The organism is Anabaena sp. PCC 7108, assembly GCF_000332135.1.
In the GTDB taxonomy this organism is placed as follows: Bacteria; Cyanobacteriota; Cyanobacteriia; order Cyanobacteriales; family Nostocaceae; genus Anabaena.
In genome coordinates, this window is the sequence record NZ_KB235896.1 from 4,378,761 (window position 1) to 4,402,365 (window position 23,605).

24 protein-coding genes are annotated in these 23,605 nt (G+C 39.6%); 5 read left to right on the forward strand and 19 right to left on the reverse strand.

Features of this window, described 5'->3' with window-relative positions; translation table 11 throughout:
- Positions 1–60 precede the first annotated feature (60 nt).
- From ANA7108_RS0120540 to psaK, 7 genes are all read right to left on the reverse strand, one after another.
- A complete protein-coding gene (locus ANA7108_RS0120540) occupies positions 61–1,230 on the reverse strand; it encodes a glycosyltransferase family 4 protein (RefSeq protein ID WP_016952704.1) in 1,170 nt (389 codons plus the stop codon).
- A gap of 13 nt (positions 1,231–1,243) precedes the next feature.
- Positions 1,244–2,224, reverse strand: a complete 981-nt coding sequence (locus ANA7108_RS0120545) for a glycosyltransferase (RefSeq protein ID WP_016952705.1) — start codon at positions 2,222–2,224, stop codon at positions 1,244–1,246.
- A 143-nt stretch (positions 2,225–2,367) separates the two neighbouring features.
- Positions 2,368–3,360, reverse strand: a complete 993-nt coding sequence (locus ANA7108_RS0120550; RefSeq protein WP_016952706.1) for a glycosyltransferase — start codon at positions 3,358–3,360, stop codon at positions 2,368–2,370.
- Positions 3,361–3,365: 5 nt separating this feature from the next.
- On the reverse strand, positions 3,366–4,337 hold the full coding sequence (gene hpsE / locus ANA7108_RS0120555) for a hormogonium polysaccharide biosynthesis glycosyltransferase HpsE (protein ID WP_016952707.1): 972 nt from the start codon (positions 4,335–4,337) through the stop codon (positions 3,366–3,368).
- Positions 4,338–4,415: 78 nt separating this feature from the next.
- The gene (gene clpB, locus ANA7108_RS0120560; protein WP_016952708.1) at positions 4,416–7,091 is read right to left on the reverse strand and encodes an ATP-dependent chaperone ClpB; all 2,676 of its coding nucleotides are present in this window, start codon (positions 7,089–7,091) and stop codon (positions 4,416–4,418) included.
- Between the two features lie 281 nt (positions 7,092–7,372).
- Positions 7,373–7,765, reverse strand: coding sequence for a lactoylglutathione lyase (gene gloA, locus ANA7108_RS27755; protein ID WP_042490577.1), 393 nt, complete (start codon positions 7,763–7,765; stop codon positions 7,373–7,375).
- A 397-nt stretch (positions 7,766–8,162) separates the two neighbouring features.
- A complete protein-coding gene (psaK, locus tag ANA7108_RS0120570; RefSeq protein WP_016952710.1) occupies positions 8,163–8,417 on the reverse strand; it encodes a photosystem I reaction center subunit PsaK in 255 nt (84 codons plus the stop codon).
- Between the two features lie 137 nt (positions 8,418–8,554).
- On the opposite strand from psaK, the gene ANA7108_RS0120580 reads away from it, so the two are divergent.
- Positions 8,555–9,184 carry a phosphoribosylanthranilate isomerase gene (locus ANA7108_RS0120580; protein WP_016952712.1) on the forward strand — a complete coding sequence of 210 codons (630 nt, stop codon included), beginning with the start codon at positions 8,555–8,557 and terminating at the stop codon, positions 9,182–9,184.
- Positions 9,185–9,248: 64 nt separating this feature from the next.
- Here the strand turns inward: ANA7108_RS0120580 and folE are convergent, their stop codons facing one another.
- The 5 genes from folE to ANA7108_RS0120605 form a co-directional block, all read right to left on the reverse strand.
- Entirely contained in the window at positions 9,249–9,956 is a 708-nt protein-coding gene (gene folE, locus ANA7108_RS0120585) for a GTP cyclohydrolase I FolE (RefSeq protein WP_026104340.1), read from the reverse strand.
- 85 nt (positions 9,957–10,041) lie between these two features.
- On the reverse strand, positions 10,042–10,767 hold the full coding sequence (locus ANA7108_RS0120590; protein WP_026104341.1) for an SDR family oxidoreductase: 726 nt from the start codon (positions 10,765–10,767) through the stop codon (positions 10,042–10,044).
- 347 nt (positions 10,768–11,114) lie between these two features.
- Positions 11,115–12,095: an acetyl-CoA carboxylase carboxyltransferase subunit alpha gene (locus tag ANA7108_RS0120595; RefSeq protein ID WP_016952715.1), complete on the reverse strand. Its 981-nt coding sequence runs from the start codon at positions 12,093–12,095 to the stop codon at positions 11,115–11,117.
- A gap of 125 nt (positions 12,096–12,220) precedes the next feature.
- On the reverse strand, positions 12,221–13,240 hold the full coding sequence (locus ANA7108_RS0120600) for a long-chain acyl-[acyl-carrier-protein] reductase (RefSeq protein WP_016952716.1): 1,020 nt from the start codon (positions 13,238–13,240) through the stop codon (positions 12,221–12,223).
- 423 nt (positions 13,241–13,663) lie between these two features.
- Complete coding sequence (locus ANA7108_RS0120605) at positions 13,664–14,353, reverse strand: aldehyde oxygenase (deformylating) (RefSeq protein ID WP_016952717.1); 690 nt, start codon at positions 14,351–14,353, stop codon at positions 13,664–13,666.
- Positions 14,354–14,638: 285 nt separating this feature from the next.
- Between ANA7108_RS0120605 and ANA7108_RS0120610 the strand changes: the two genes are divergently transcribed.
- On the forward strand, positions 14,639–15,466 hold the full coding sequence (locus tag ANA7108_RS0120610) for a carbohydrate ABC transporter permease (RefSeq protein ID WP_016952718.1): 828 nt from the start codon (positions 14,639–14,641) through the stop codon (positions 15,464–15,466).
- A gap of 246 nt (positions 15,467–15,712) precedes the next feature.
- Here ANA7108_RS0120610 and ANA7108_RS0120615 read toward each other — a convergent pair whose 3' ends face one another.
- Both ANA7108_RS0120615 and ANA7108_RS0120620 read right to left on the reverse strand, forming a co-directional pair.
- Complete coding sequence (locus ANA7108_RS0120615; RefSeq protein WP_016952719.1) at positions 15,713–16,120, reverse strand: type II toxin-antitoxin system VapC family toxin; 408 nt, start codon at positions 16,118–16,120, stop codon at positions 15,713–15,715.
- 2 nt (positions 16,121–16,122) lie between these two features.
- Entirely contained in the window at positions 16,123–16,338 is a 216-nt protein-coding gene (locus ANA7108_RS0120620) for a hypothetical protein (protein ID WP_016952720.1), read from the reverse strand.
- Positions 16,339–16,687: 349 nt separating this feature from the next.
- Here ANA7108_RS0120620 and ANA7108_RS0120625 point away from each other — a divergent pair, with 349 nt between their 5' ends.
- Positions 16,688–16,951 carry a transporter suffix domain-containing protein gene (locus ANA7108_RS0120625; RefSeq protein WP_016952721.1) on the forward strand — a complete coding sequence of 88 codons (264 nt, stop codon included), beginning with the start codon at positions 16,688–16,690 and terminating at the stop codon, positions 16,949–16,951.
- A gap of 44 nt (positions 16,952–16,995) precedes the next feature.
- On the forward strand, positions 16,996–17,289 hold the full coding sequence (locus tag ANA7108_RS0120630; protein ID WP_016952722.1) for a 4a-hydroxytetrahydrobiopterin dehydratase: 294 nt from the start codon (positions 16,996–16,998) through the stop codon (positions 17,287–17,289).
- A gap of 143 nt (positions 17,290–17,432) precedes the next feature.
- On the opposite strand, the gene ANA7108_RS0120635 is transcribed toward ANA7108_RS0120630, so the two are convergent.
- The 4 genes from ANA7108_RS0120635 to ANA7108_RS0120650 all read right to left on the reverse strand — a co-directional run bounded on the left by ANA7108_RS0120635 (position 17,433) and on the right by ANA7108_RS0120650 (position 21,397).
- Positions 17,433–18,446: a hypothetical protein gene (locus ANA7108_RS0120635; protein ID WP_016952723.1), complete on the reverse strand. Its 1,014-nt coding sequence runs from the start codon at positions 18,444–18,446 to the stop codon at positions 17,433–17,435.
- A 127-nt stretch (positions 18,447–18,573) separates the two neighbouring features.
- A complete protein-coding gene (locus ANA7108_RS0120640; protein ID WP_016952724.1) occupies positions 18,574–20,190 on the reverse strand; it encodes a diguanylate cyclase domain-containing protein in 1,617 nt (538 codons plus the stop codon).
- Positions 20,191–20,213: 23 nt separating this feature from the next.
- The gene (locus tag ANA7108_RS0120645; protein WP_016952725.1) at positions 20,214–21,047 is read right to left on the reverse strand and encodes a FecR domain-containing protein; all 834 of its coding nucleotides are present in this window, start codon (positions 21,045–21,047) and stop codon (positions 20,214–20,216) included.
- A gap of 5 nt (positions 21,048–21,052) precedes the next feature.
- Positions 21,053–21,397 carry a hypothetical protein gene (locus ANA7108_RS0120650; RefSeq protein WP_016952726.1) on the reverse strand — a complete coding sequence of 115 codons (345 nt, stop codon included), beginning with the start codon at positions 21,395–21,397 and terminating at the stop codon, positions 21,053–21,055.
- Positions 21,398–21,521: 124 nt separating this feature from the next.
- Between ANA7108_RS0120650 and moaA the strand changes: the two genes are divergently transcribed.
- Positions 21,522–22,508 (forward strand): GTP 3',8-cyclase MoaA, encoded by a 987-nt coding sequence (gene moaA, locus ANA7108_RS0120655; protein ID WP_016952727.1) that lies wholly within the window; start codon positions 21,522–21,524, stop codon positions 22,506–22,508.
- 84 nt (positions 22,509–22,592) lie between these two features.
- Here the strand turns inward: moaA and rpsD are convergent, their stop codons facing one another.
- Positions 22,593–23,201, reverse strand: coding sequence for a 30S ribosomal protein S4 (gene rpsD, locus ANA7108_RS0120660; protein WP_016952728.1), 609 nt, complete (start codon positions 23,199–23,201; stop codon positions 22,593–22,595).
- Positions 23,202–23,605 lie beyond the last annotated feature (404 nt).

Genomic DNA, 23,605 nt, shown 5'->3' on the forward strand with positions numbered 1-23,605 from the left:
CATAATCCCAGTTCACAAAATATCTGATCCAAATTCAGTCCAACTTTGTCCTCAGACTATTTAATTAATTATTTCCTTCATTAACTGCTTGGCATTCTCTACACACACTTTCCAGTTTAAGCGAGATTGATACTGATTAAAAGATGAATAAGCTAGTTGCTCATATTCACTATAATTTGTCATCGAGTTGATTATATAATCACAATATTCTGAAATGCTGGCATTAACAGAAAATGTTTTTCCATTGAGGTTATCTCTAACCGCTGTTGAAATACCACCAATATTACTTGCTAAAGAGGGTAAACCAAAAGAACTAGCTTCACAAAATACATGACCAAATGCTTCTGCTCTAGAAGGTAAAATTAGAAAATGAGATTCAGCAAATAAGCTATTGATTTTTTCAAATCCTGCCGGTGTTGATTTATCAATAAATCCCATAACTTTCACAAATTTTGGCAAAGGTTGATTAATTATTGGTTGACATCCAACTACTGTTAATTCAGTATTTAATCCGGCATTATTTAACTCTTGAGCTACTTGAAAAGCAATATTTCCGCCTTTTCTCACCCAGTCAACACCCATAAACAGCAATTTGCATTTTGTCTTGTTTCTAGAATTAATAATCGCTTTTATATCTTCTCTGGTTCTAGAACATTCTAAATTAGCCCCATAGGGAACTATTTTAATTTTAGACGCAGGAATACCATAGGTTTGCATAGCATCTTCAGCAGCCCATTCTGAAGTATATATAATTAACTGACAACGATTAAGAGCTTCTGCTTCCATTGCATATATATTTTTAATATTTTCATCACATAGATTCTCCATATATTGATAGAAATTAATCAAAGAACTCAAAGTTGCATCAGTCCATAAAACTAGCGGTTGTTTACAATTGAGATTAGCAATCGGTACTATATTATCTGCACATAAAACTATATCTGGATTGCATAAATTCAACTTTTTTTCAATTTGACGAGCATAATTTTTAATAACTAATGGTTCTGCCCAACGATAATAATCTTTGTTAAATAAATACTTATAAAAACTCCACTTTGCTTTCGTAAGAACTGCTAATTTTTTTTCAAGTGGGCAAATATAATTTATTTGTGTAGACTCATCTGTAAGATGTTTGGCAATATAGTATGCAGCTTGGCAGCGTCCCTGTAAATACTTCGGCCAAGAATTTTTATTTAAAATATCATCAACTGCGACATAAGCTATTTTCATAATTTAATTCCTATTAGTGAGTTTTTATATAGCCAAAAAATGTACTAATATTAGATATTTGGGGGAATTTATTTAGTAATAATGTTGCTTGGCTAGGAGTTAGGATAGTCAAAATTAGCAGTTTCAAAAAAGATTTATATATAATCGGTTTACCAAGAATAGTGATATCTGTCATTACAGTCTGCAATAAGATTCGAGTTGCTTGGATTGTATTTTGTTTTCCGGGAGTCACTGACAATGCTTTATAACTAAGATATTTATATAAATTAGCCACTCTATATGGTTTAAGATAATGCAAAGCTGCATCAGCATTGGCAAATGATTTTTCTATAATCTTTAAGTTAGATACCTCTAATCCTGAAATATTAGAAGATTTTGAGTTGGCAGATATCCGATAAAAAACTTGTACTTTTGGTACAAAAATAAAATGATAACGAGCAGCTAAACGTAACCACATATCAGTATCTTCTGCATTAGTAAGCGTTTCATCAAAATTACCTACTTCGACAAAAGTATCAGAGCGAATCATGGCATTAGAACCGCTACCAATAAAATCATCTAATAATAGTTTTGCATAAACATCACCTTTCCAAATAGCATGACTACATGGTCTAAAAAACTTACCCTGTTCGTCAATAGCATCAGTCCAACTATAGGCTACTCCAGTTTGGGGATTTTCTTTAAGTGCTTTATATTGTAGTTCCAGTTTATCTGGTTTCCAAAGATCATCCGCATCTAAAAAGGAAATAAATTCACCACCAGCATGAGTTAATCCACGATTTCTATTAATTGCTACATTTGCTTTTGGATAGTTATGTATTTTTATTCTTTGATCTTGAATACTAGAAACTATTTCTAATGTTCTATCAGTGGAATCTGAATTTATAACAATCACTTCAAAGTGAGAATATGTTTGTTGTAAAATAGATTCTATAGTTTCTCTGATTGTTTTTGCACCATTATATACAGGGATAACTACAGAAATTAGTTCCATAATAATTAAGTGATGATTTCTTTCATTTATACAGTTAAGTAACTTAGGGCAGAATTGCAATCTCGAATCTTTTTGCGTGTAATATCATACTTGCTTTCACGACAAAATACATTGAGAATATATTCACTATTTTCATACATTTTTCAATCATAATCAATTTTCACATAGCCAAATATTGTCTTCATATTAAATAATGAAGGAAATTTATTCATTAATAAATTGGCTAATGGGGTAGGCAGTAACACCATAACAGCAAATTTTAACCAAGCTTTATATATGACTCGCTTTTGTAGAAGTTTCGGATCTGTTTTAACTGTTTGCCATAAAATTCTCCCCACTACTAGGTTATTTTGTTTTCCTGGAGCTACGTCTAGTGTTTTATAACATAGATATTTATAATAATTAGCTACTGCTTGTGGTTTGAGATGCTGTAGAGATGCGGCTTTTTTATCTTTGAAAGCACTCTGAATAACTTGTAATCGTGATGCTTCCATTGCCAAAATGTTAGATGACATAGAATTAGGATGAATCCGGTATAAAATTTGTACTTTTGGAACACAGGTAAAATTGGTTATTGCGGCTAAACGTATATATATATCAATATCTTCAGTATAATAGATTAGAGATTCATTAAAACCACCAACTCTAGCTAAAATAGCCTTATAAACCATGATATTAGAACCACTGCCAAGAAAATTCTGGAGCAGAACTTTTGTATAAACATCACCTTCCCAAATAGCATGATTAAACTCACCCAGATATTTTCCTGATTCGTTAATCGCATCAGTCCAACTATAGGCTACTCCAGCTTGAGTATTTTCTTTAAGTGCTTTATGTTGTGCTTCCAGTTTATCTGGTGTCCACAGATCATCGGCATCTAAAAAGGAAATAAATTCACCACTAACATGAGTTAATCCGCGATTCCTATTAACTGCTGCATTTCCTTTTGGATAGTTATATATTTTGATTCTTTCATCTTGAATACTAGAAACTATTTCTAATGTCCCATCAGTAGAATCTGAATTTATAACAATCACTTCAAAGTGAGAATATGTTTGTTGTAAAACAGACTCTATAGTTTCTTTGATTGTTTTTGCCCCATTATAGACAGGGATAACTACAGAAATTAGTTCCATAATAATTACGTGATGAATTTTTGGAAAAATCTTCTAATTTTTAAAGTTTCTAAATAAAAAGGACTAATCATCGTGCTTCTTAGTCGCTCTAGTTCACAAGCAGTAAGAATGTCGCTGTTTATCAGTTTATAGTAACGAATATAATATAATACGAACTTACGTAAATCATTAACAAAATAGGCGAAAAAAGCAAAAGGTCTTTGCCAAATTGGTAATATCAACATTCGTAAATGATGACGAGCTAAACCAACGGATTGCATAATAGAAATTAAGTAATTTCGTTCTAACCGTGATGCTGGAATAATATGCTCTATTTGCATGGCTGGATTATACCAAATTTCCCAACCAGCTTTTTGGATATAACATAAAGCTTCAGCATCTTCACTACCTAACATTGATGAACCAACTCTACCAATCAAAAATGGTTGTTTGGGAACATTATCTTGCCATGCTTGACGACGAACAACTAACCCAGCAGTTGGCGGAAATCCCTGCTTTCGGGGTTCAAATAAATGGGGTTTTTCACCTCTTTCTGTAATTGCTAGATAGAATATGATTGGTTTAATATTTTCTGGAGGATTCACTTCAAACTTACCACTGATTCTACTAGCTATAGCTCCAGCATGAGGATTATTTACAGCAAATTTGTAAGACTCTAAAATCCAATTAGGTGCAGGTAAATTATCATCATCTAAGAAACAGATAATTTCACTTTGTGCTTCTTGAATAGCTTTGGCTCTAGCGAAGGCTGCACCTTGTTGAATCTCCGATAAATACTTTAACAAATATGGCTGATTCCAGTTAGCTTGGTAATTTTGAACTAACTGTGCTGTGCCATCTTTACTGTTATTATCAACAACTAAAATTTCCCAATTCAGGTTTTCTATCCCCTGTTGGCTTTGCAAATGCTCTATAACTTTGGGTAAACGGCTTTCCCCGTTATAGGTAGGTATAGCAACAGTCAAATCAAGAGACATGATTATTTACTGAGTATAGATAAAAACAGTTGTATCTCATATTCGGCAAGCGGATTTAAGGCTTGCACTTGGTATATTTTACAATTCCGATGATGCTTCTAACAACTTTACAGTAGCAGGTACGGATATAGGTGCTTTTTTATTAAAAGTTAAACCAGTTTCAGACATACCAATAATAATTGTATCCCCAGAAACAAAGGTATTCTCCAGTAACTTGGTAGCCAGAGGGTTTTCAACTTCTCTCTGAATCGAGCGCTTTAATGGACGTGCGCCATAAACTGGATCATAACCAGCTTCTACAAGATGATCACAAGCAGCTTGAGATATCTCAAAGGAGATTTTCTGCTCTTTAAGGAGATTTTCTACCCGTTTGAGTTGAATACGAATAATATGCCGCATTTCTGAACGATTAAGGGTATGGAAAAGAATTAAGTCATCGATGCGGTTGAGAAATTCAGGGCGAAAGTGACTACGTAAGCCATCCATTACCTTATTACGCATCATATCATACTTTGAGTCATCACCAGATACATCAAGAATATACTCACTGCCGATGTTGCTAGTCATGACTATGACAGTATTCCGAAAATCTACTGCTCTTCCTTGGGAATCAGTAACTCTACCATCATCCAACACCTGCAACAAAATATTAAATACATCAGGATGTGCTTTTTCTACTTCATCCAAAAGCACCACAGAATAGGGATGTCGGCGAATTGCTTCGGAAAGTTGACCACCTTCTTCATAACCGACATATCCAGGAGGCGCACCCACAAGACGGGAAACTGAGTGTTTTTCCATGTACTCGGACATATCCAAACGCACTAAAGCATCATCAGAATCAAAGAGAAACTGAGCTAAGGCGCGGGCGAGTTCTGTTTTACCCACTCCAGTTGGTCCCATAAACAAAAATGAACCAATGGGTCGAGAGGGGTCTTTCATGCCCGCACGGGCGCGACGAATAGCCGCAGAGACGGCGGAAACAGCTTCTTCTTGACCAATTACCCTTTCATGTAAGTGACTTTCTAGTTTTAGTAATTTTTGCCGTTCTGATTCCAAAAGCCGATTGACGGGGATTCCTGTCCATTTGGCGACAATTTCGGCAATATCAGCTTCGGTAACTTGTTCGCGCAACAAAGTAGAACCTTGGGTTTGAATTGCTGAAAGTTCCGCTTCTTTGGTTTCAAGATCATGCTGTACTCCCTCCAATTTACCGTACCTGAGTATGGCAGTTTTTTCATGGTCATACGCGCGTTCTGCTTGCTCAATTTGCACTCGTAAAGCTTCTTCTTCTTTCTTTAAAGCACTAATAGCTTCTAATAGCTGCTTTTCTCCTTGCCATTGCTCATTAAATTTTTGCTGTTTAACCGTTAATGTGCTAATTTCTTCCTCAATCCGGTCTAAACGCTCTTTTGTTTGAGCAGTACCATTTTCTTCTCTAGTTAATGACACCTTTTCCATTTTCAGCTGCATTAAACGTCTGTCAATGGTTTCTAATTCCGCTGGTTTGGAGGTAATCTCCATTTTCAATTTCGCTGCGGCTTCGTCTACTAAGTCAATAGCTTTATCGGGTAGAAACCTGTCAGCAATGTAACGCGCTGATAATGTTGCTGCTGCGACTAAAGCAGAATCAGATATTTTCACATTATGATGCACTTCATAACGTTCTTTTAAGCCCCGCAGGATCGAAATTGTATTTTCTACGCTTGGTTGGTCTACATATACTTGTTGAAAACGGCGTTCAAGTGCAGCATCTTTTTCAATGTGTTTGCGATATTCATCTAAAGTAGTCGCCCCAATACAACGCAATTCGCCCCGCGCCAACATAGGTTTAAGCAAGTTTCCAGCATCCATTGAGCCTTGTTGGTTAGCACCAGCACCGACGACGGTATGAAGTTCGTCAATAAAGAGAACTATTTGCCCGTTAGATTCAATAACTTCACGGAGGACATTTTTTAAACGGTCTTCAAACTCACCTCGGTATTTTGCCCCAGCAATCAAACTACCGATATCTAAAGAAATCAATTGGCGGTTTTTCAGCGATTCAGGAACGTCACCATTTACCATTCTTTGGGCTAAAGCTTCAGCGATCGCTGTTTTACCAACTCCAGGTTCACCAATCAAAACAGGGTTATTTTTGCTACGACGTGATAATACTTGAATTACCCGACGAATTTCATCATCTCGGCCAATCACAGGATCTAATTTTCCCGCTTTTGCCCGTTCTGTCAAATCTATTCCAAATCGTTTTAATGCTTCATAGGGTGCATCCGTAGATTCTGCTTCTCCCACCTTTTGAGTAACTTTTTGGGTAGCGCGAACAGTTTTGACAGCAGCTTCTAACTTGGCGATATCTACACTTAAGCCTTTAAATATCCTTCTACCAATGCGTTCATCTTCCGCAAAAGCCAGGAGTATATGCCCTTCGGCAATTTCCTCATTTCTCATTCTGGCACGAATTTCTTCAGCACGGTCAAGTAGCAAATCTAAATTGCGCCCTAAGTAAAGTTGATCACTTTTACCAACTTTTGGCTGACGTTGGGTATAAGCTTCTAGTTGCTGTTGCAAGCGAGCAGGATCAACTTCAGCACGAGTGAGAATATTGGTAGCTAGACTAGTAGGTTCTTCTAAGAGAGCAATAATTAAATGTTCAACTTCTAATTGCTGTTGTTGATAAGCACGGACTATATCCTGAGATTTAGTAATGGCTTCCCAGGCTGTATCAGTAAATTTATTAGGATCTGTAGGCTGCATCTTCAGAATTTTAGATTTGTGATTTTAGATTTGTGATTTTAGATTTGTGATTTTAGATTTGTAATTTTAATTTAGGATTTGGTGATTGCTACAGGAAGCAGAAAAATATACTCCATATTTCATACATTTTCGATGATCTCCGGTTAGAGTCTTTAATTATATACTCAAATTATTTTGCTAATAATTTCCCCACCATCAAGATTGAGGATGGGGATATCTCTGAAATTTTGACTTAAAATTTACTGACTTACAAGCTATTTAGGTAATTCTTATTGAGTAGATCAGCTTTGCCTATTCATTTGAATTAGTTCAATTTTATACCCATCTGGATCTTCAACAAAAGCAATTACTGTCGAACCATGTTTCATTGGGCCTGGTTCCCGGACAACTTTACCACCACGATTTTTGATTTCTTCACAGGTGCTGTAAATATCATCCACACCTAGGGCAATATGACCGTAAGCAGTCCCTAACTCGTACTTTTCTACTCCCCAGTTATAGGTTAGTTCAATTACTGCTTGTTCACTTTCCTCTGCGTAGCCGACAAAAGCCAGGGTAAATTCTCCACCGGGGTAATCTTTGCGTCGGAGTAATTTCATTCCTAGAAGTTCGCAGTAAAATTTTAAGGATTCTTCCAGGTTGCTTACTCTTAGCATTGTGTGTAGTAATCGCATATTGACCTTTTGTTTATTTTGTTTAGTTCTTATACCATTTCTTTATGAGGCTGCGCTTAATTTTATAACCTTGTCTTTTTCTTCTCTGTGTCCTCTGCGTCTCTGTGGTTCGTTCCTCTTTGAATTTGGCGCATCTTTATACAGAATTGGTATTACTTATATTTTATTCCTCATCAAGAAATTCTCCAAAAACCACTTCAAGCTTTGATGTTAATAAAAATACTAAATAAATAATCTCCTAGTGATGCTTACAGTTCGTCTAGGGTTCTGTAGGAAGCACTATTTAAGACTTTACCGTTTAAAAATCTGAAATTAACCTAGATAGTATGGTAGGTAATTTGATTTTTACCTACCGCCCCATTTTTACTCTTTTGAGGAAGAGAGTAGAAAATAGAACTTATAAACGACCAATATTAGTCAGTCCTAAAACAATACCAATACCAATCACATGACCAAAAGCCATTGCACCAATAAAGGTGGGAATGCTAATGGGGAGTAAAGGCATCTGTGGACCAACTTTGGGATATTTAATCGCAAAACTTAGTAGCAGTACTACTAGGCTGCTGGCACTGATAATGATACCTACTGTAGGACTCCACACGGGTGTTGCGGGAACTGATGCAGCAGCTGTTAGTAAGATAGATGAGATCAAAGTGTATTCTCCTCAATGAAATAATGAATGTAAGCCTACAAAATTATAAAATTACACAGCACAAAGCAAAAGTTTTTGACTTAGCTGAGGCTCAATTTGTGATGATTTGTGATGATTTGTAATTTTTCAGGCTTACAATGCGGGTTAAAATTTGCGGTATTACTCAACCACAGCAGTCTATAGCGATAACGACTCTTGGTGCAACAGCACTAGGTTTTATTTGCGTACCTACCTCACCTCGCTACGTCACCATAGATCAAATCCAGGCAGCAGTAGCAGAACTCCCTAGCCATATTGATAAAATTGGTGTTTTCGCCAACAGTAGCATTGACCAAATTAGCGAGACAGTGAGGAAATCTGAATTGACAGGTGTCCAGTTGCACGGAGATGAATCACCAGAGTTTTGCTATCAATTGCGTATCAGCTTACCCCAGGTGGAAATAATTAAAGCCATGAGAGTTCGCAGTTTAGAGCATTTACAAACAGTGACTAACTACACCAAATTTGTAGATACTTTACTACTTGATGCCTATCATCCTCAACAGCTAGGGGGTACAGGTAAAACCTTAGACTGGCAGATGCTACAGGAATTCAGCCCTGCTTGTCCTTGGTTTTTGGCTGGAGGACTGACACCAGATAATATTGTGGAGGCTTTAAGCCAGGTAAAACCCAGTGGTATTGATTTATCAAGCGGTGTCGAACGTTCACCAGGTGATAAAGATTTGGACAAAGTAGCTTTATTGTTTCAAAGGCTAGGTGACAGGTGACAGAATAAAGATCAATAAATAAATACTATTCTGCATCTCCTCCTGCTCCCCTGGTCCCTAGTCCCTAAAAGAATGATGCTTGGTGGCGAATCAAGTTGAAAAATTCTTCGCGGGTTTTTTGCTCTTCTTGGAATACACCCACCATAGAACTGGTGACTGTCCAAGAACCTGGTTTCTGTACACCCCTCATCACCATGCACATATGGGAGGCTTCCATGACCACAGCAACACCCTTAGGTTCAAGAATGGTCTGAACTGCTTCAGCGATTTGTCGAGTTAGCCTTTCTTGTACTTGCAACCTGCGAGAATACATCTCTACAATCCGCGCCAGCTTACTCAATCCCACAACTTTCTGATTAGGGATATAAGCAACGTGCGCTCTGCCCATAAATGGCAGCATATGATGTTCACACAGACTAAAGAAGTTAATATCTCTTACTAGCACCATCTCGTCATGGCCTTCGTCAAAGATGGCACCATTGACGAGTGTTTCTAGAGATTGGTTGTAGCCACTGGTCAAAAACTGCATGGCTTCGGCTACTCGCTTGGGTGTTTTGAGAAGTCCTTCCCGTTCTGGATCTTCGCCAACGCCTACTAGCATTGCCCGCACGGCTTCCATCATTTGCTCCATATTTTCCTCTGTAGGCGGATGCAAATCTGGTTCTCGCCCATCATGTGTATTACGGTCAGGTCTGGGATTGATGGCTTCTGCTAAGTCAGGAATTAAAGGAGATGTCGAGTGATTGGAACCGTTGGAACTAGCGATAGTCATGATTGAATTATGGTAATTGGTAATTGGTAATTGGTAATTGGTAATTGGTAATTGGGCATGAAAAAATAAATGACTCAATTACCGATTAGAGAATGCCCGCATTCGACATCAAAATTAATTCTTCAATAACTGCCTGTTGTGGTAGTAAGACAGTGTGGAGAATTGTCTGAGCTACAATTTCTGGGGTTAACATTTTTGAACGGTCAAAATTAGCATGAACTGTTTCTGTGTCCCAAAGTTCAGTATTGACCGAGCCAGGACAAATAGCCGTTACACGTATGCCGTGAACCCGTTCTTCTTGAGCTAGAGTTTGAGAAAGAGCTAGTAAGCCAGCTTTGCTAACGCAGTAGGCTCCCCAACCAGCAAAGGCTTGTTTGGCTGCTATGGAGGCAACATTGATGATTGTGCCACTGCCTCGCTGCCGCATTTCTGGCAAAATTCCCATCATGCACTGAAAGACGCTGGTGAGATTTAAGTTCATCACTTGCTGCCAGTCTTCGAGGGGGATTTCGCTTAAATTGGCTGTGTAAGCCATGCCAGCATTGTTGACCAGAATGTCTATGTTGCCGAATTCAAGAGCGATCGCTTGGATTTTTGCTTGTACTTGGGAAACACAAGCTAAGTCCACAGTGAAGGCTTTTGCTTCTACACCCATTTCTGTGGCTATTTTTGCCACAGCCTCCAATTTATCCCCAGAACGGCTGACTAAGGCGACATCTATTCCTGCCTTTGCAAAGGCCAAAGCCGTTGCTTTCCCAATTCCGCTGCTTGCTCCAGTAATCAGAGCGCGTTGTTTTTGCTCAAAACTCATTGTGTCTCCCAATTTTTTGGCTGTGCTGTGAGCCATCAGCCACCCATAGGTTAAATAAATCTAAAAATCCAATTGTTTTTCCTGACAAGTGCTATAATGCATTGCCATTATGGGTATATTGCCTATCGTTGGACTTTCCAGTGAAGAAGACAAATATCCGTCTGAAAAATCGGTTTTTAAACTCAAGGCTGATTATCGAATACTACCCAAACTAACCAATTTAATTGGGTTCGTTTGCTTAACACACAAACACAAATGCCTACAGCTGATTAGATTGTTAAAAATCTTTAAGCAGCCCTAGGCAATTATAGCACTGCTGTAGTGCTATGAGATTGTGGCTATTATTTTTAGTGAGCGAGTTCCGTAAAGACACCAATTTTGCGGAATTTCTCATAGCGCAGTTGACGGCGTTCTGGGGCGGTTAAACGATTAAGTTCGTCTAAGTTGTCTAACAGGGCTTGCTTGAGGGTTGTTGCCGCACTTAGGGGGTCAGAATGAGCGCCACCAATGGGTTCAGTCAATATTTGGTCAATAATTCCCAAATTTTTCAGGTCGTGGGAAATAATCTTCAAAGCTACGGCTGCTTGGGGGGCTTTGCTGGCATCTTTCCACAAAATAGCAGCACAGGCTTCTGGGGTGGCAACTGTGTAAACTGAGTGTTCAAACATTAATAAGCGATCGCCGACTCCAATACCTAAAGCACCCCCGGAACCGCCTTCACCAATCACTGTACAAAGAATTGGTACATCAAAACAGAACATTTGTCTGAGGTTGTAAGCGATCGCTTCTCCCTGTCCTTGATGTTCGGCTTCTATACCTGCCCAAGCCCCTGGAGTGTCGATAAATGTCACAATTGGCATATTGAACTTGTTGGCGTGTTCCATTAACCGCAGGGCTTTACGGTAGCCTCCAGGTGCAGCCATACCAAAATTCCGGGCGACGTTATCTTTGGTATCCCGGCCTTTTTGATGTCCTAACATCACCACAGGTTGTCCACCCAGACGACCAACACCACCAACTAAAGCTGGATCATCACCTCCACAGCGATCGCCATGTAACTCCATCCATTCATCACTGATGGCCTGAATATAATCTAGAGTACTGGGACGGCGGGGGTGTCGAGCTACTTGTAGTCTTTGAGATGGGGTGAGACTACTAAAAATTTCTTCCCGCAATTGCATAGCCCTTGTTTCCAGTTGGCGAATTTGACCAGAAACATCAACGCCATTTTCTTCTGCAAGTTTCCGAATTTGGTCAATCCGGGTAGCCAATTCTGCTAACGGCTTTTCAAAATCCAACAGTAGCGGTTTGCGCTCAGTAATTGCCATAGTTAGAGATTAGGTGACAGGTGACAGGTGACAGGTGACAGGTGACAGGTGACAGGGAATAGAGAATAGAGAATAGGTATAAGTTGATTAATTTTCCCTAGTCCCCAGTCCCCAATCCCCAGTCCCTAAACTAATAATGGTCTAAAACCGTGTTTAATCGATACTTGACCAATTTGCTCCATTTTGTCTACGGTAATCTGATTGCGACCCCAAGAAAAGTTTGTGTATAACTTCTCAAATTCCAGCAGCATTGATTCCGCAAAACAAGCAAACAACTGGCGTGCTGGTACATCCATATTGACAATTTTCATAATTTTCCAGTCAATATCTAGGGAATGCTCGACAATGCCACCGTTTAACACATACACACCAGGATGCTGAATTTTTGTCCCTAAGTTTTTCGGATAGCCTCCATCAATCAGTAAACAGGGTTGTTTTAAAACTGTGGGGTCAATTTCTACACCTTTGGGCATACTAGCAACCCAAACTACAATATCCGCTTGGGGTAGTGCTTCCTGTAGACCCATAATTTTACCCCGTCCCAGTTCTGCTTGTAGTTCTTGGAGACGTTCTTGGTTACGCGCTATGAGGAGTAGTTCTTGTACATCTGTTTTTTTATCTAGCCAGCGGGTGACTGCACTACCAATATCCCCAGTCGCACCACACACGGCCACAGTTGCTTTCGACAGTTCTATTCCTAGTTGTTTGGAGGCTTCTTCTACCTGGCGACAGATAATGTAGGCAGTATGTGTATTGCCTGTGGTGAAGCGTTCAAACTCTAATTTGACATTACGGACTTGGCTAAACTGCTCTAAATTAAAGTTCTCAAAAATAATTGAGGAAAATCCACCTAAAGCTGTGATATCAATCCCATGCTTTTGGGCATGAGCCATAGCATTGAGTATTTTACGTGTAGCTGCCTTAATCCGCCTATTTGCCAGCATTTCCGGCAAAAAACAAGATTCTACATACCGCCCTTCGATTTTTTGACCAGTAATGCTGGTGACGGTGATATGATCGACAATTTGCGGCGGGGCGCTGCACCAAAAATCTAGCCCTTGATCGGCATATTCTGGGTATCCCAATTCTTGAGCGACTGATTGAGCGTGTTCTAAACTAGTCAGATGTCCAATTAGACCAAACATGTAGTGATATTTTAGGCGTGTGCTGTCAAAAGCGTGAAATTTGTGGGCAGTACCAATTTTGGATTTTAGATTTTGCGGAAAGTTGCGTGGGCGGCTATGCCGACTTGAGCAAACTTTCCAAGACGGATTTTGGATGCACAGTTTTGACGACAAGACTGTTCCAGAAATCGCAAATAATACTAAAACTATGCCAAGTTGGGATGGGATAGATTATGATGTCTAGTCTTTAAAAATACTACATAAAGTGTCCCAATAATTCGCAATATTTCCTATGGCTACGTCACGCAAGCTATCGGAAACGCTACCCGAACGTAATTCGTAATTTGTAATTACACGCCCGGTTTTAGGCATTTAGTTGGGAAGATAGATGCTACCTTAATTTTTCCCTCAGGGGTAACAGGTTAGTCACCCCTCTGGGGATATTTAAACAGGTACAAGTCCGTAAGCTGAGAGACGCATAATATCACGAGTCGTGAAGCCAATATTACTTAATGCTTCACCGTATTGAATCATGAAATCTTCTACTAACGCCTCTTTTTCCATTCCCAAGATGCTGGCATCATCTGCTACTTTGTTGAGCATTTTCCAGACAAGGGGCAGGTTTTGGCGATTTGCTGCTTCTAATTCAGCTTTGGATTCTGCAAAATGTTCTTTCAGCCAAACTTCACCAAAGTTGAGATGGCTGTATTCTTCTTTAACTACACCTTCTGTGATTTTACGGGCGAAATCATCAGCTACGGGAATGTAGATGTTGTATGCAGCGATCGCAAAACATTCGATAATCAAAGCTTGAATCAGTAAGCAAGTAACTACTTTACCTGCTGCTGCTGCGGTTTGAAAATTTTGGTGTAGTCCTGAGAAAAACTCTTGAGCAAATTGCATATCTGGTGTCACTTGCAAATTGCGTCCACAAGCCTCAAATCCCTTTTTGTGGCGGCTTTCCATCTTCGATAAGCGAATCAGGTCATCTAGGCTTTCCGGTAGCAGTTCAGCCAGTTGAATGTAATTATCATGGGCTTCTTGTTCCCCTTCAATTACAATCGCGTTAATACGGCTATAGGCATCTTTGTATTTTTCGGTTTTGAAATCAATTTGCTCAACAAGCTGCTGCATGGTATGTTTGCTCCGGAACATTGAATCATTTGATACGAAAATTTAATCAACCCCAGTAATTTAAGGTAATTATTACTGTGGTTTAATTTAACTTAACAATAAATTATAGCTATTCGATGAGTTTTTACTGGGAGTAATGCTTTAGTACTAGAAGACAGGAAGTAAGAAACTGGATAGAAAAAAGCTTGTAACATATACTTTTACGTGGTTTATGACTCTAAAGTTATTTCTGTCATGCTGTACTCGTACTAAAAAATTAATGCAATTTCTTGAAAGCCATAACTCATGTCTAAACCAAACTGGAATCTGAAAAGTGGGAATTTTTTGAGCCTCATCGTTTTACTACTGGGAGCATTGATCGTTTTACTACCTTTAATTGTAGTCTTTCTCACTTCCTTTGCTTCTACAGGTACAACTCCAGGAGTTTTGGGACAAAATAATTGGACTTTAGCTAATTACCGCGAAGCTTGGGAACGAGGAAAGTTTTTACTAGCATTTGCTAATTCTACCTTGGTAGCGATCGCAGTTACTGCTTTTCAAATTATCACTTCTGCTTTGGCAGGTTACGCCCTCGCCCGGCTAAAATTTCAGGGTAGACAAGCGCTGCTGTTAGTGGTATTGGCCACCTTAGTGATTCCCTTTCAGTTATTGGTGATTCCCATCTTTTTAGTTTTGAAGTGGGGACAGATGATCAATACCTACTGGGCTTTGATTTTACCCTCTGCGGTAAACGGCTTTGGAATTTTTCTGTTACGTCAATATTTCCAGACAATTCCCGTAGAATTGGAAGAAGCAGCAGCCATTGATGGCGCGAACCGACTGCAAATTTTATGGCAGATCATGTTACCTTTAGCACGTCCAGCTTTAGTAACGCTGTTTTTGTTCACCTTTATCGGGGAATGGAACGATTTATTTAAGCCTTTAGTATTTACGACACGCCCGGAATTAAGAACAGTGCAGTTAGCATTGGCAGAATTTCAAGAGCAGTTTACCAATAATTGGCCGTTGATGATGGCTGCGGTGACAATTTCTACTGTACCTGTGATGGTGTTATTTCTGATTGGACAAAGGCAGTTTATTCGCGGTATTGCTGCGACGGGGATTAAGAATTAGTCAGAATCAGGATATCCAGGATTTAATGATGTAATTTTCTATTCTTTTCATGTCAAGACTTGACAAGACGTAAAAAGTAAATTACAATTATGTTATTAGTAGAAATCTGTGCGCGCATACATAGTAAAAATTTCAAGAAAAAGATGACGCGCAGAAAGATTAGCAAAACCATTACGCGCTCTTGGTGTTGAACCTGATTTGGGTGATGATGAATAGAAGCAACGAGCCAGGAAAGATCGTCGCAATTCAAGAAACGGAACGCCAATTCTCAATTTGCAAATTGGGTACTCTTTGAAATTCTCTCACATTAGATGTAACGACAATGTGATTATGAGTTATTGCTGTTGCTGCGATAAGTACATCATAAGCACCTATAGGCGAGCCTGATATTTTCAAAAAACTTCTGATTTCGGCTGATTGCTCCGCTTCTTTCGATCCAAAAGTTAAAATTGTAATTGAATCTAAGAATGTTTCAATTAGCGGTTGGATTTTAACGGCGCGTTGTGGATTAATTGCTAATCCATATTTCAATTCCATAACTGTTAAAGATGAAATGAAAATATCCGCAGGAGAGATAGATTTTAATTTCTTGAGGGTGCTTTCTTCTCCCTTCACAAAATCACTAACTACGCAAGTATCAAGTAGATATCCCATGATTAAAATTCTACTTCCTTGGGTGGTAATAGCTCATCTCGATATGACTCAAAAATGATACTTTTTTCTGTCCCTTGATATTGCAGAATTATTTCTGGCCAAGTGGTGGGTTTTGTAGCTAAGAAAGTGACAAATACTGGACTTTCACTAATTCCCTCTGGTGTTTCAGCCAGTTCAACTTGTCCATTTTTATAAATTCCTGCAATGGTTTGTAACATATAGTATTCCCTCCATACAAAATTTGACTAAACTTTTTGGGTAGTGTAGAACTTCTGTTGTATTTTAACCTTGGGTTTCTGCATTAATTTAATTATACAGATACGAAAAGCCAAATCCAAGTACCGAAAAAACTTACTTTTCCAAAATTTAGGGAAGTTTGATCAATTCTTTGACTATTTATTTTTGCTCTACTCAGAGATTTTATGCAAATGAAATAAACAATTCTTTGCGCTCTTTCCTTTGCGCCTCTGCGTCTTTGAGTGAAACAAAAAATCTACAATGTAAGGTAAGCCACTCCAGCCAAACAGATAAAAACACTAAACTCAGATTCTGTCACAAACAGGAATTATGCAAAAGCTGGGTTTAGTTTTAATCATTGTCTCATTTTTTCCCTGGTTAGCAATTGCTGTAATTTTACCATTTCTACCTATTTCCGTAGCTCAAAAAGCCTTATTAGTACCAGCATTATTGGTTTTAGCTGAAGTTCTATTTTGGTTAGGTGCTTTGCTGGTAGGAAAAGAAGTGGTGCAAAGGTATCGCCGTTATTTGAATTTTCGTTATTTGCGGATATTGTTCAAAAGATGGAGGCGGAAAAATAGAAAAAGATGGTAATTGGATAGAATAAGTATTTAGAAATCTCTGTGTAAATTAAGAAAATGACAGCACACAAACTTGGCGAAACCGAACTACAACAAGCTCTCAATAGTTTACCAGGATGGCAAATTAAAGAAGGCAAATTATACAAAGAATACAAATTTAACTCTTTCCCCACTGCTTTGGGTTGGATGGTAACGGTAGGTGTTCACGCAGAAACAATGGGACATCACCCGGAATGGTTTAATGTTTACAACACTGTTCGGGTGCATCTTGTTACCCACGACATCGGTAATGCTATCAGCAATTTAGATGTGGAACTGGCGAAAAAAATGGAGGAAATCTATAATTCGTAATTCGTAATGCTCCCTTCGGGAGAGCTACGCTAACGTAATTCGTAATTCGTAATAGGGAATAGGGAATAGGGAATAGGGAACAGGAGTTAATGATTCTCCTCAACTTCCCAATCACCAATCACCAATCACCAATCACCAATCACCTAATTTGTTTCCTGGATCTGCAACCTAATCGTGTGTTGTGTTGCGCCACTGAGTTGCAGTTCCATGATTTCGCCGCCTAGTGGTTCTACGCAAGTGAGGAGCGATCGCAAATTCGGTGTACTCGCGCCAGTGTCAACATACAATCTATCTGCTAAGTTACTGATTTTTTTCCAAGTCATATATAACTTAGCAATGCTTTGTTCCATCTGCGATGCTTGATTTACCAAGTCAGCAGCGATACTTAAACAGCCGATTCTTTGCGCTTCTTCTAAGGCTGTTTCAATATCCACATTTTCCTCTGTCAGCGCCTGAACTTGGGCAGCTGATTTGAGATATTTTCCTAATTGACGCGCTTCTGTGGTTGCCTGTTTGAGAGTATCAACATCAGGATTAGCAGCTATATCCCTTTGTAATGCCTTTTGGTGTGATTCTGGCAGTTTCTCCATTTCCTTCACCAAAGGGGCAATGTAACGCGGTGGCAAGCTGTTATCTGCGGCTTTTTCCCTAACTTCTTCAGGTAATAAATCTGAGGACATAGCTGTCCATTCGTCGCTGAGTTGACGGACTTCTCTGCGGGTAATGCGATCGCCTTTTTGGGCTGCTTCACTTACCATCTGCTGAACTTCTGCGGAGGCTTTAGCAGTTTCTACAAAGGCACGTTTACTAAAATTATTGACATTACCTGGATCAAGTTTGCCATCTCCAATTAGAGTATCAGCACTATTTGCGAGTTGAATCCAACTATAAGCTTGAGTTTTACTAATTTCCCGTTCTTTGAGCCATTTGAGAAAACCAGCACCGCGTCCGTCGCCGTTTTTCTTCTCTCTGTCACGGACAGAACGCAAAATACGACCTCGCCAAATTTCCGTTTGTAAATCAAAGCGATCGCATACTTGCCAAGCTACATCTAGCTGCTGTAAAAAATCTGACTCCAGAATTTGTTCGTCTTCTGGATCTGGTAGTTCAAAATCTAAGTCTACTGGCTGTTGCAGTGCAGCAGCAAGGTCATTCATAGAGTCGGTATCTTGCACGATGGATAGCGGGTTGGTGTATGCGATCTGCTTATTATCACAAACAATAAGCAGTTAAGTATTATAGTTGATAAATTTAAAATTACGTGAATTAGATAATTCCAGATTTTTAATTGACGTGTGTTGCGGCAACAAAGCGATCGCGTCCCTGTTCTTTTGCTCGGTAAAGTGCCTCATCCGCAGCTTTGAGTAAAAGTTCTGGGGTAATATCAGAGGTAGGGATAGTACTAGCAATACCTAAACTCAGAGTAACTTGCTGGCTGACTTGAGAAGCCTCATGAGTAATTGCCAAAGCTTGGACATGAGAACGGATTTCCTCAGCAATAAGTATCGCCCCATCTACGTCTGTATGCGGTAAAATCACAACAAACTCTTCTCCCCCATATCGAGCTACTAAATCACTTGGTCGTTTAATGCTTTGACTTATAGCTTGAGCCACCTTTTTTAGACAAGCATCTCCCGCTTGATGTCCATAGGTATCATTGTATCGTTTGAAAAAATCTACATCACACAAAATCAGCGATAGAAAAGATTTTTCCCTGTTCATACGTCCCCACTCTTGCAGAAGATACTGATCACACCGACGACGATTAGGAATTTGGGTAAGTCCGTCATAATAAGCCAGACGTTGGAGAGACTGATTTTCTGCTCTGACTTTGAGGTGATGATGCAAAATCACACTTCCAGTTGTCAGCGCAAATAATCCTATTGGTGCAGCAACTGGTAGCCAATAATTCAGTTTCAACATCCACACAGTCAGAAATCCCCAACCAATACACAATCCCCCAAATAATCCTAATTTTTGTCTAATTTGCCAGCCATAGATTAACCAACTTAAACCTGTTCCTCCCAACAACAGCAGTATCACCCATGCACCTGGTGAGAACAACTGGAGAACCTGACGCTGCAAAAAATTATTGATACTTGTAGCGTATACGCAGACACCACCAGTAGGAGGATTATAGTCAAAAGGAGTGATCAAACTATCAATCCCAGGAGCAGTAACCCCTACCAGCACAATCTTATTTTTAAATCTTTCCATCGGTATTCGGTTCTGCACCACATCCACAAAAGAATAGTGAGGCATATCTTGAATTTTACTAACCCAGTTAATCCATATTGGATGTTTTAAATCTGGGAAAGGAGGAGTTTCTGCAAAAGTGCTGTAAAGTTTCACAGCCGCAATCCCTAATGAAGGAATACCCTTAATTTGAGGTAGGACTTTGCGAACCATACCGTCCGCGTCTTTAGATGTCAGGATATGTCCTGTGATGCTGGCTGCTTGTTGCAGTTCACTGATTGGTAGCCAAATATCTCCAGTATTGTCCCATGCTTGAGCTAGAACTACTCTGCCATGTCGTTCTATTGCCTGAGCAAATAATCTGTCTTCCGTGCTGCTTTCCGAAAAAATAATATCGAATGCAAGTACATTAGGCTGTGCGGTATCTAAAACATTTAATAACTGAATGTATCTTTTTCGTGACCAAGGAAACTGCCCAAAGGCTCGCAGACTAGGATCATCTATTGTCACCAGTACTATGCGCTCATCCCATGTAACTGCTCCCCGTAGCTGAAATAGCTTGTTGTATGCCATCCATTCCAATGGTTGCAAGATTCCCAGCCATAAAAAAATGGCAATAATTAGCATTGCTATGAAGCCGGGAAGCAAGGCTTGGGGTGGGCGTAACCATTGCCAATGATATCTATTTAGGTATAAAATAGTCAATTCCTCCTGCTTTGCTTTATGCTTTAAGGAACTGCTAATTCATAATCTTGTTCTTTACCTAAAGGTGTCGTCACTGTGACTGCAATGCGGCGATTAGCAGGCATGGGGATGGTAATATCAAATTTTCCACTGCGGTCTGTAGTCAGTGGTTGATTTGCGAAAATGACCAAGTTAACTGGATCAACTTTACCCACTATTCGGGCTTGTTGATTTCCTGTCTGTTCCAGTACCTGCAAATTTAAGCTAGTATCATTCCGCAAAGGCATAGGTGCTGATGGCGGTTCTCCTGGAATCACTAAGCTCTGAAAACCTTTATTTATATACACGCTTTGACCCTGCGCCGTGGTTGCTACACTGCCGCTGAGGGTTGCTACCCCTGTTTTACCCGTCGGTTGGACACTCACACCAAATTCTGTACCTCGCACACCTGCAATCCCGGCAGGAGTCTCTATTTGCAAGCTGGAGTCTTTATGTGTAAAGGGACGCACCTTGAGCCTTACCTGTCCACCTGTCACCTGTAAATTGGTGATATGTCCGCCATTACTGGTGATTTGAAGTTTTTGAATTTCTAGTTTTGTATTTTCTGCAACTTGAATAAAACCAATACCAGTATCCAGTGCTAGTCTACTACTAGAACGCTGGCCTGTGCTGATGCTATCTCCTACATTTTTTAGTTTTACGCCTATGCGAGCCGATTGGGAAGTTTTTCCATTTTGATAGGTTACATCTCCAGAAGCACTACGAACTTCTAAGTAGCGGTTGATTCTTAGCTGGAAGTTATCCTGAGCCAATACTTGACTGATTGTTAACAGTCCAACAAATAATACACTTAATAACAGCCAGCGTTTTTTGATCATTTATGTCACCGAAAGTAGACCACCCTTGCATCTAATTTACGCGATCGCAAGACTATTTCTAACTCTTTTGCTGAGGCATAATTATCAAATGCACCTGCATGAATATATTTACCTAGTCGGTTCTGGGAAATAAATGCATCTGTTACACACTGTTGTATGGATTTAAGTTTGATTTCTTCATCTCCCGGAACTACTACAACGTAAGGATATTTGGATATTCGCCCTATAACAATTACTTTCCCCTGCTGGACTCTATTAAACTGCTGTGAAAAATTGGAAGTTGGAACACAATTATCTGCGTAGGCTGTATTTCCCATTAGTTCCCAAGTCAGTCCAATTACTGAACTCATTACTATTGTTGACCATTTCATCTCATTAAAAATACTGTCGTGCTACCCTTGCTACTATACTACTGATTAGGAACGGATGAGATAGTCTAGAATTCAGTCCCACCAAGCTTTGAGGTCACAAACCATGAACCAGGTAGACTATCTCCGCATTAGTTTAATTGATCGCTGTAATTTCCGTTGCCAGTACTGTATGCCAGAAGGTGCAGAACTAAACTATGTTCTCAAGCAACAACTGTTGACTGATGATGAACTCCTCACCTTAATTGAAGAGGTATTTATCCCGGTAGGTTTTACCCGTTTTCGCTTGACTGGTGGGGAACCCCTCTTACGTCCTGGTGTGGTGGAGTTAGTCAGAAAAATTGCTAATCTTCCCCAAATTCAAGATATAGCAATGACTACCAACGGGTTTTTACTAGCCCCAATGGCGGAAAATCTCTATAACGCAGGTTTAAGAAGAATTAATATTAGTTTAGATTCTCTCGACCCAGATACCTTTGAGCAAATTATCGGTAATCATGGACGTGGACGTTGGCAACAAGTTTGGGCAGGAATTCAAGCCGCTTATCATGCTGGCTTTGACCCACTGAAGTTAAATGTGGTGGTTATTCCTGGTGTTAATGACCATGAAATTTTAGATTTAGCGGCTTTGACTATTGATAAGCAATGGCACGTCAGGTTTATTGAGTTTATGCCTATTGGTAATGATCAATTATTTAGCGATCGCGGTTGGATATCTTCCGCAGATTTACGCTACAGCATCCGCCAACGTTGGGGCTTGACAGAATCCCAAATTCGTGGTAATGGTCCGGCTGATGTGTTTCAAATTCCGGGAGCCAAGGGAACATTAGGATTTATCAGCCAAATGTCAGAATGTTTTTGCGATCGCTGTAACCGAATGCGTCTTTCCGCTGATGGTTGGCTACGTCCCTGCTTATTAAACGAAACCGGTCAAATTGACTTAAAGACCTGTTTACGTGCCGGCGTTAGCACTGCTCAATTACAAGAGCAAGTTAAGCACATACTCGACATCAAAGCAGAAATTAACTTTAAACAGCGCGACTCTGGTACTGTCGGCGCTTACACCCGTACCATGTCGCAAATTGGCGGATAACCTAATTTTAGATTTTAGATTTTGGATTGTGGATTAAAAAAACAATTCCCATCCAAAATCGTAAATCCAAAATCCAAAATTGACTTACGCTTGACGTGAGTAGTATTCCACCACAAGTAGTTCGTTAACTTGGAGTGCTACCCATTCCCGTTCAATCACACTGTTGACTTTACCAGCTAACTTGGTTTTATCAAATTCTAGATGATTGGGGAGGTTAGCTAAACCAGGATATTGCAAGTTAGCTTCTACCAATTTCTTGGATGCTTCCTTATTCCTGACCGCAACTTCTTCACCGGGGCGGCACTGGTAGCTGGCAATATTGACCACACGACCGTTAACAGTTACATGACCGTGATTCACCAGTTGACGCGCTGCGGGAATGGTGGGAGCCATACCCATACGAAAAACCGTATTATCTAAACGCATTTCTAACAATTGCAGCAATACTTGTCCGGTAGAACCAGTTACACGTCTTGCTTTTCGCACATAGCGTAGCAGTTGCTTTTCAGTCAAACCATAATTCATGCGGAGTTTTTGCTTTTCCTCTAAACGGATAGCATACTCAGAGCGCTTTTTGCGGTTTTGACCATGTTGTCCTGGTGGATAGGCACGTCTAGCGCTTTTCCGAGTTAATCCAGGCAAGTCGCCTAAGCGACGCACAATTCTGAGGCGTGGTCCTCTATATCGGGACATGAGTTTCCTTAATTTAATCCTGTTTAAACTTTAACCAAATATTCTATTATGACATTCCCCGAACCAAATAGCTAGAGGATTCTTGGTTGAATGAGATTTCTTCTGAAAAGCTATCTCTAAATACTCGTTCTTTTGAACCAAGTAATGAGATAAAATACTTACAAAAGATTTTATCTTCACTATACTGACTTTAAGTAGGGCTTGGCCTCAAAAGCAGTATCTTCCAAGCATTCAGGTGTTAAGCCTGCGTTCCCATGCGTCCCACGGTACGTTTAACTTAGATGTTGCGAAAACACTGCTCACGCAACGTTGACTATGATTTAAGTCGTTTTCGCCACAAACTATCCACTATAGTCTAACCTGAGACAAAATTAATCACTTATTGCTCCGAATGGTCAAGAATT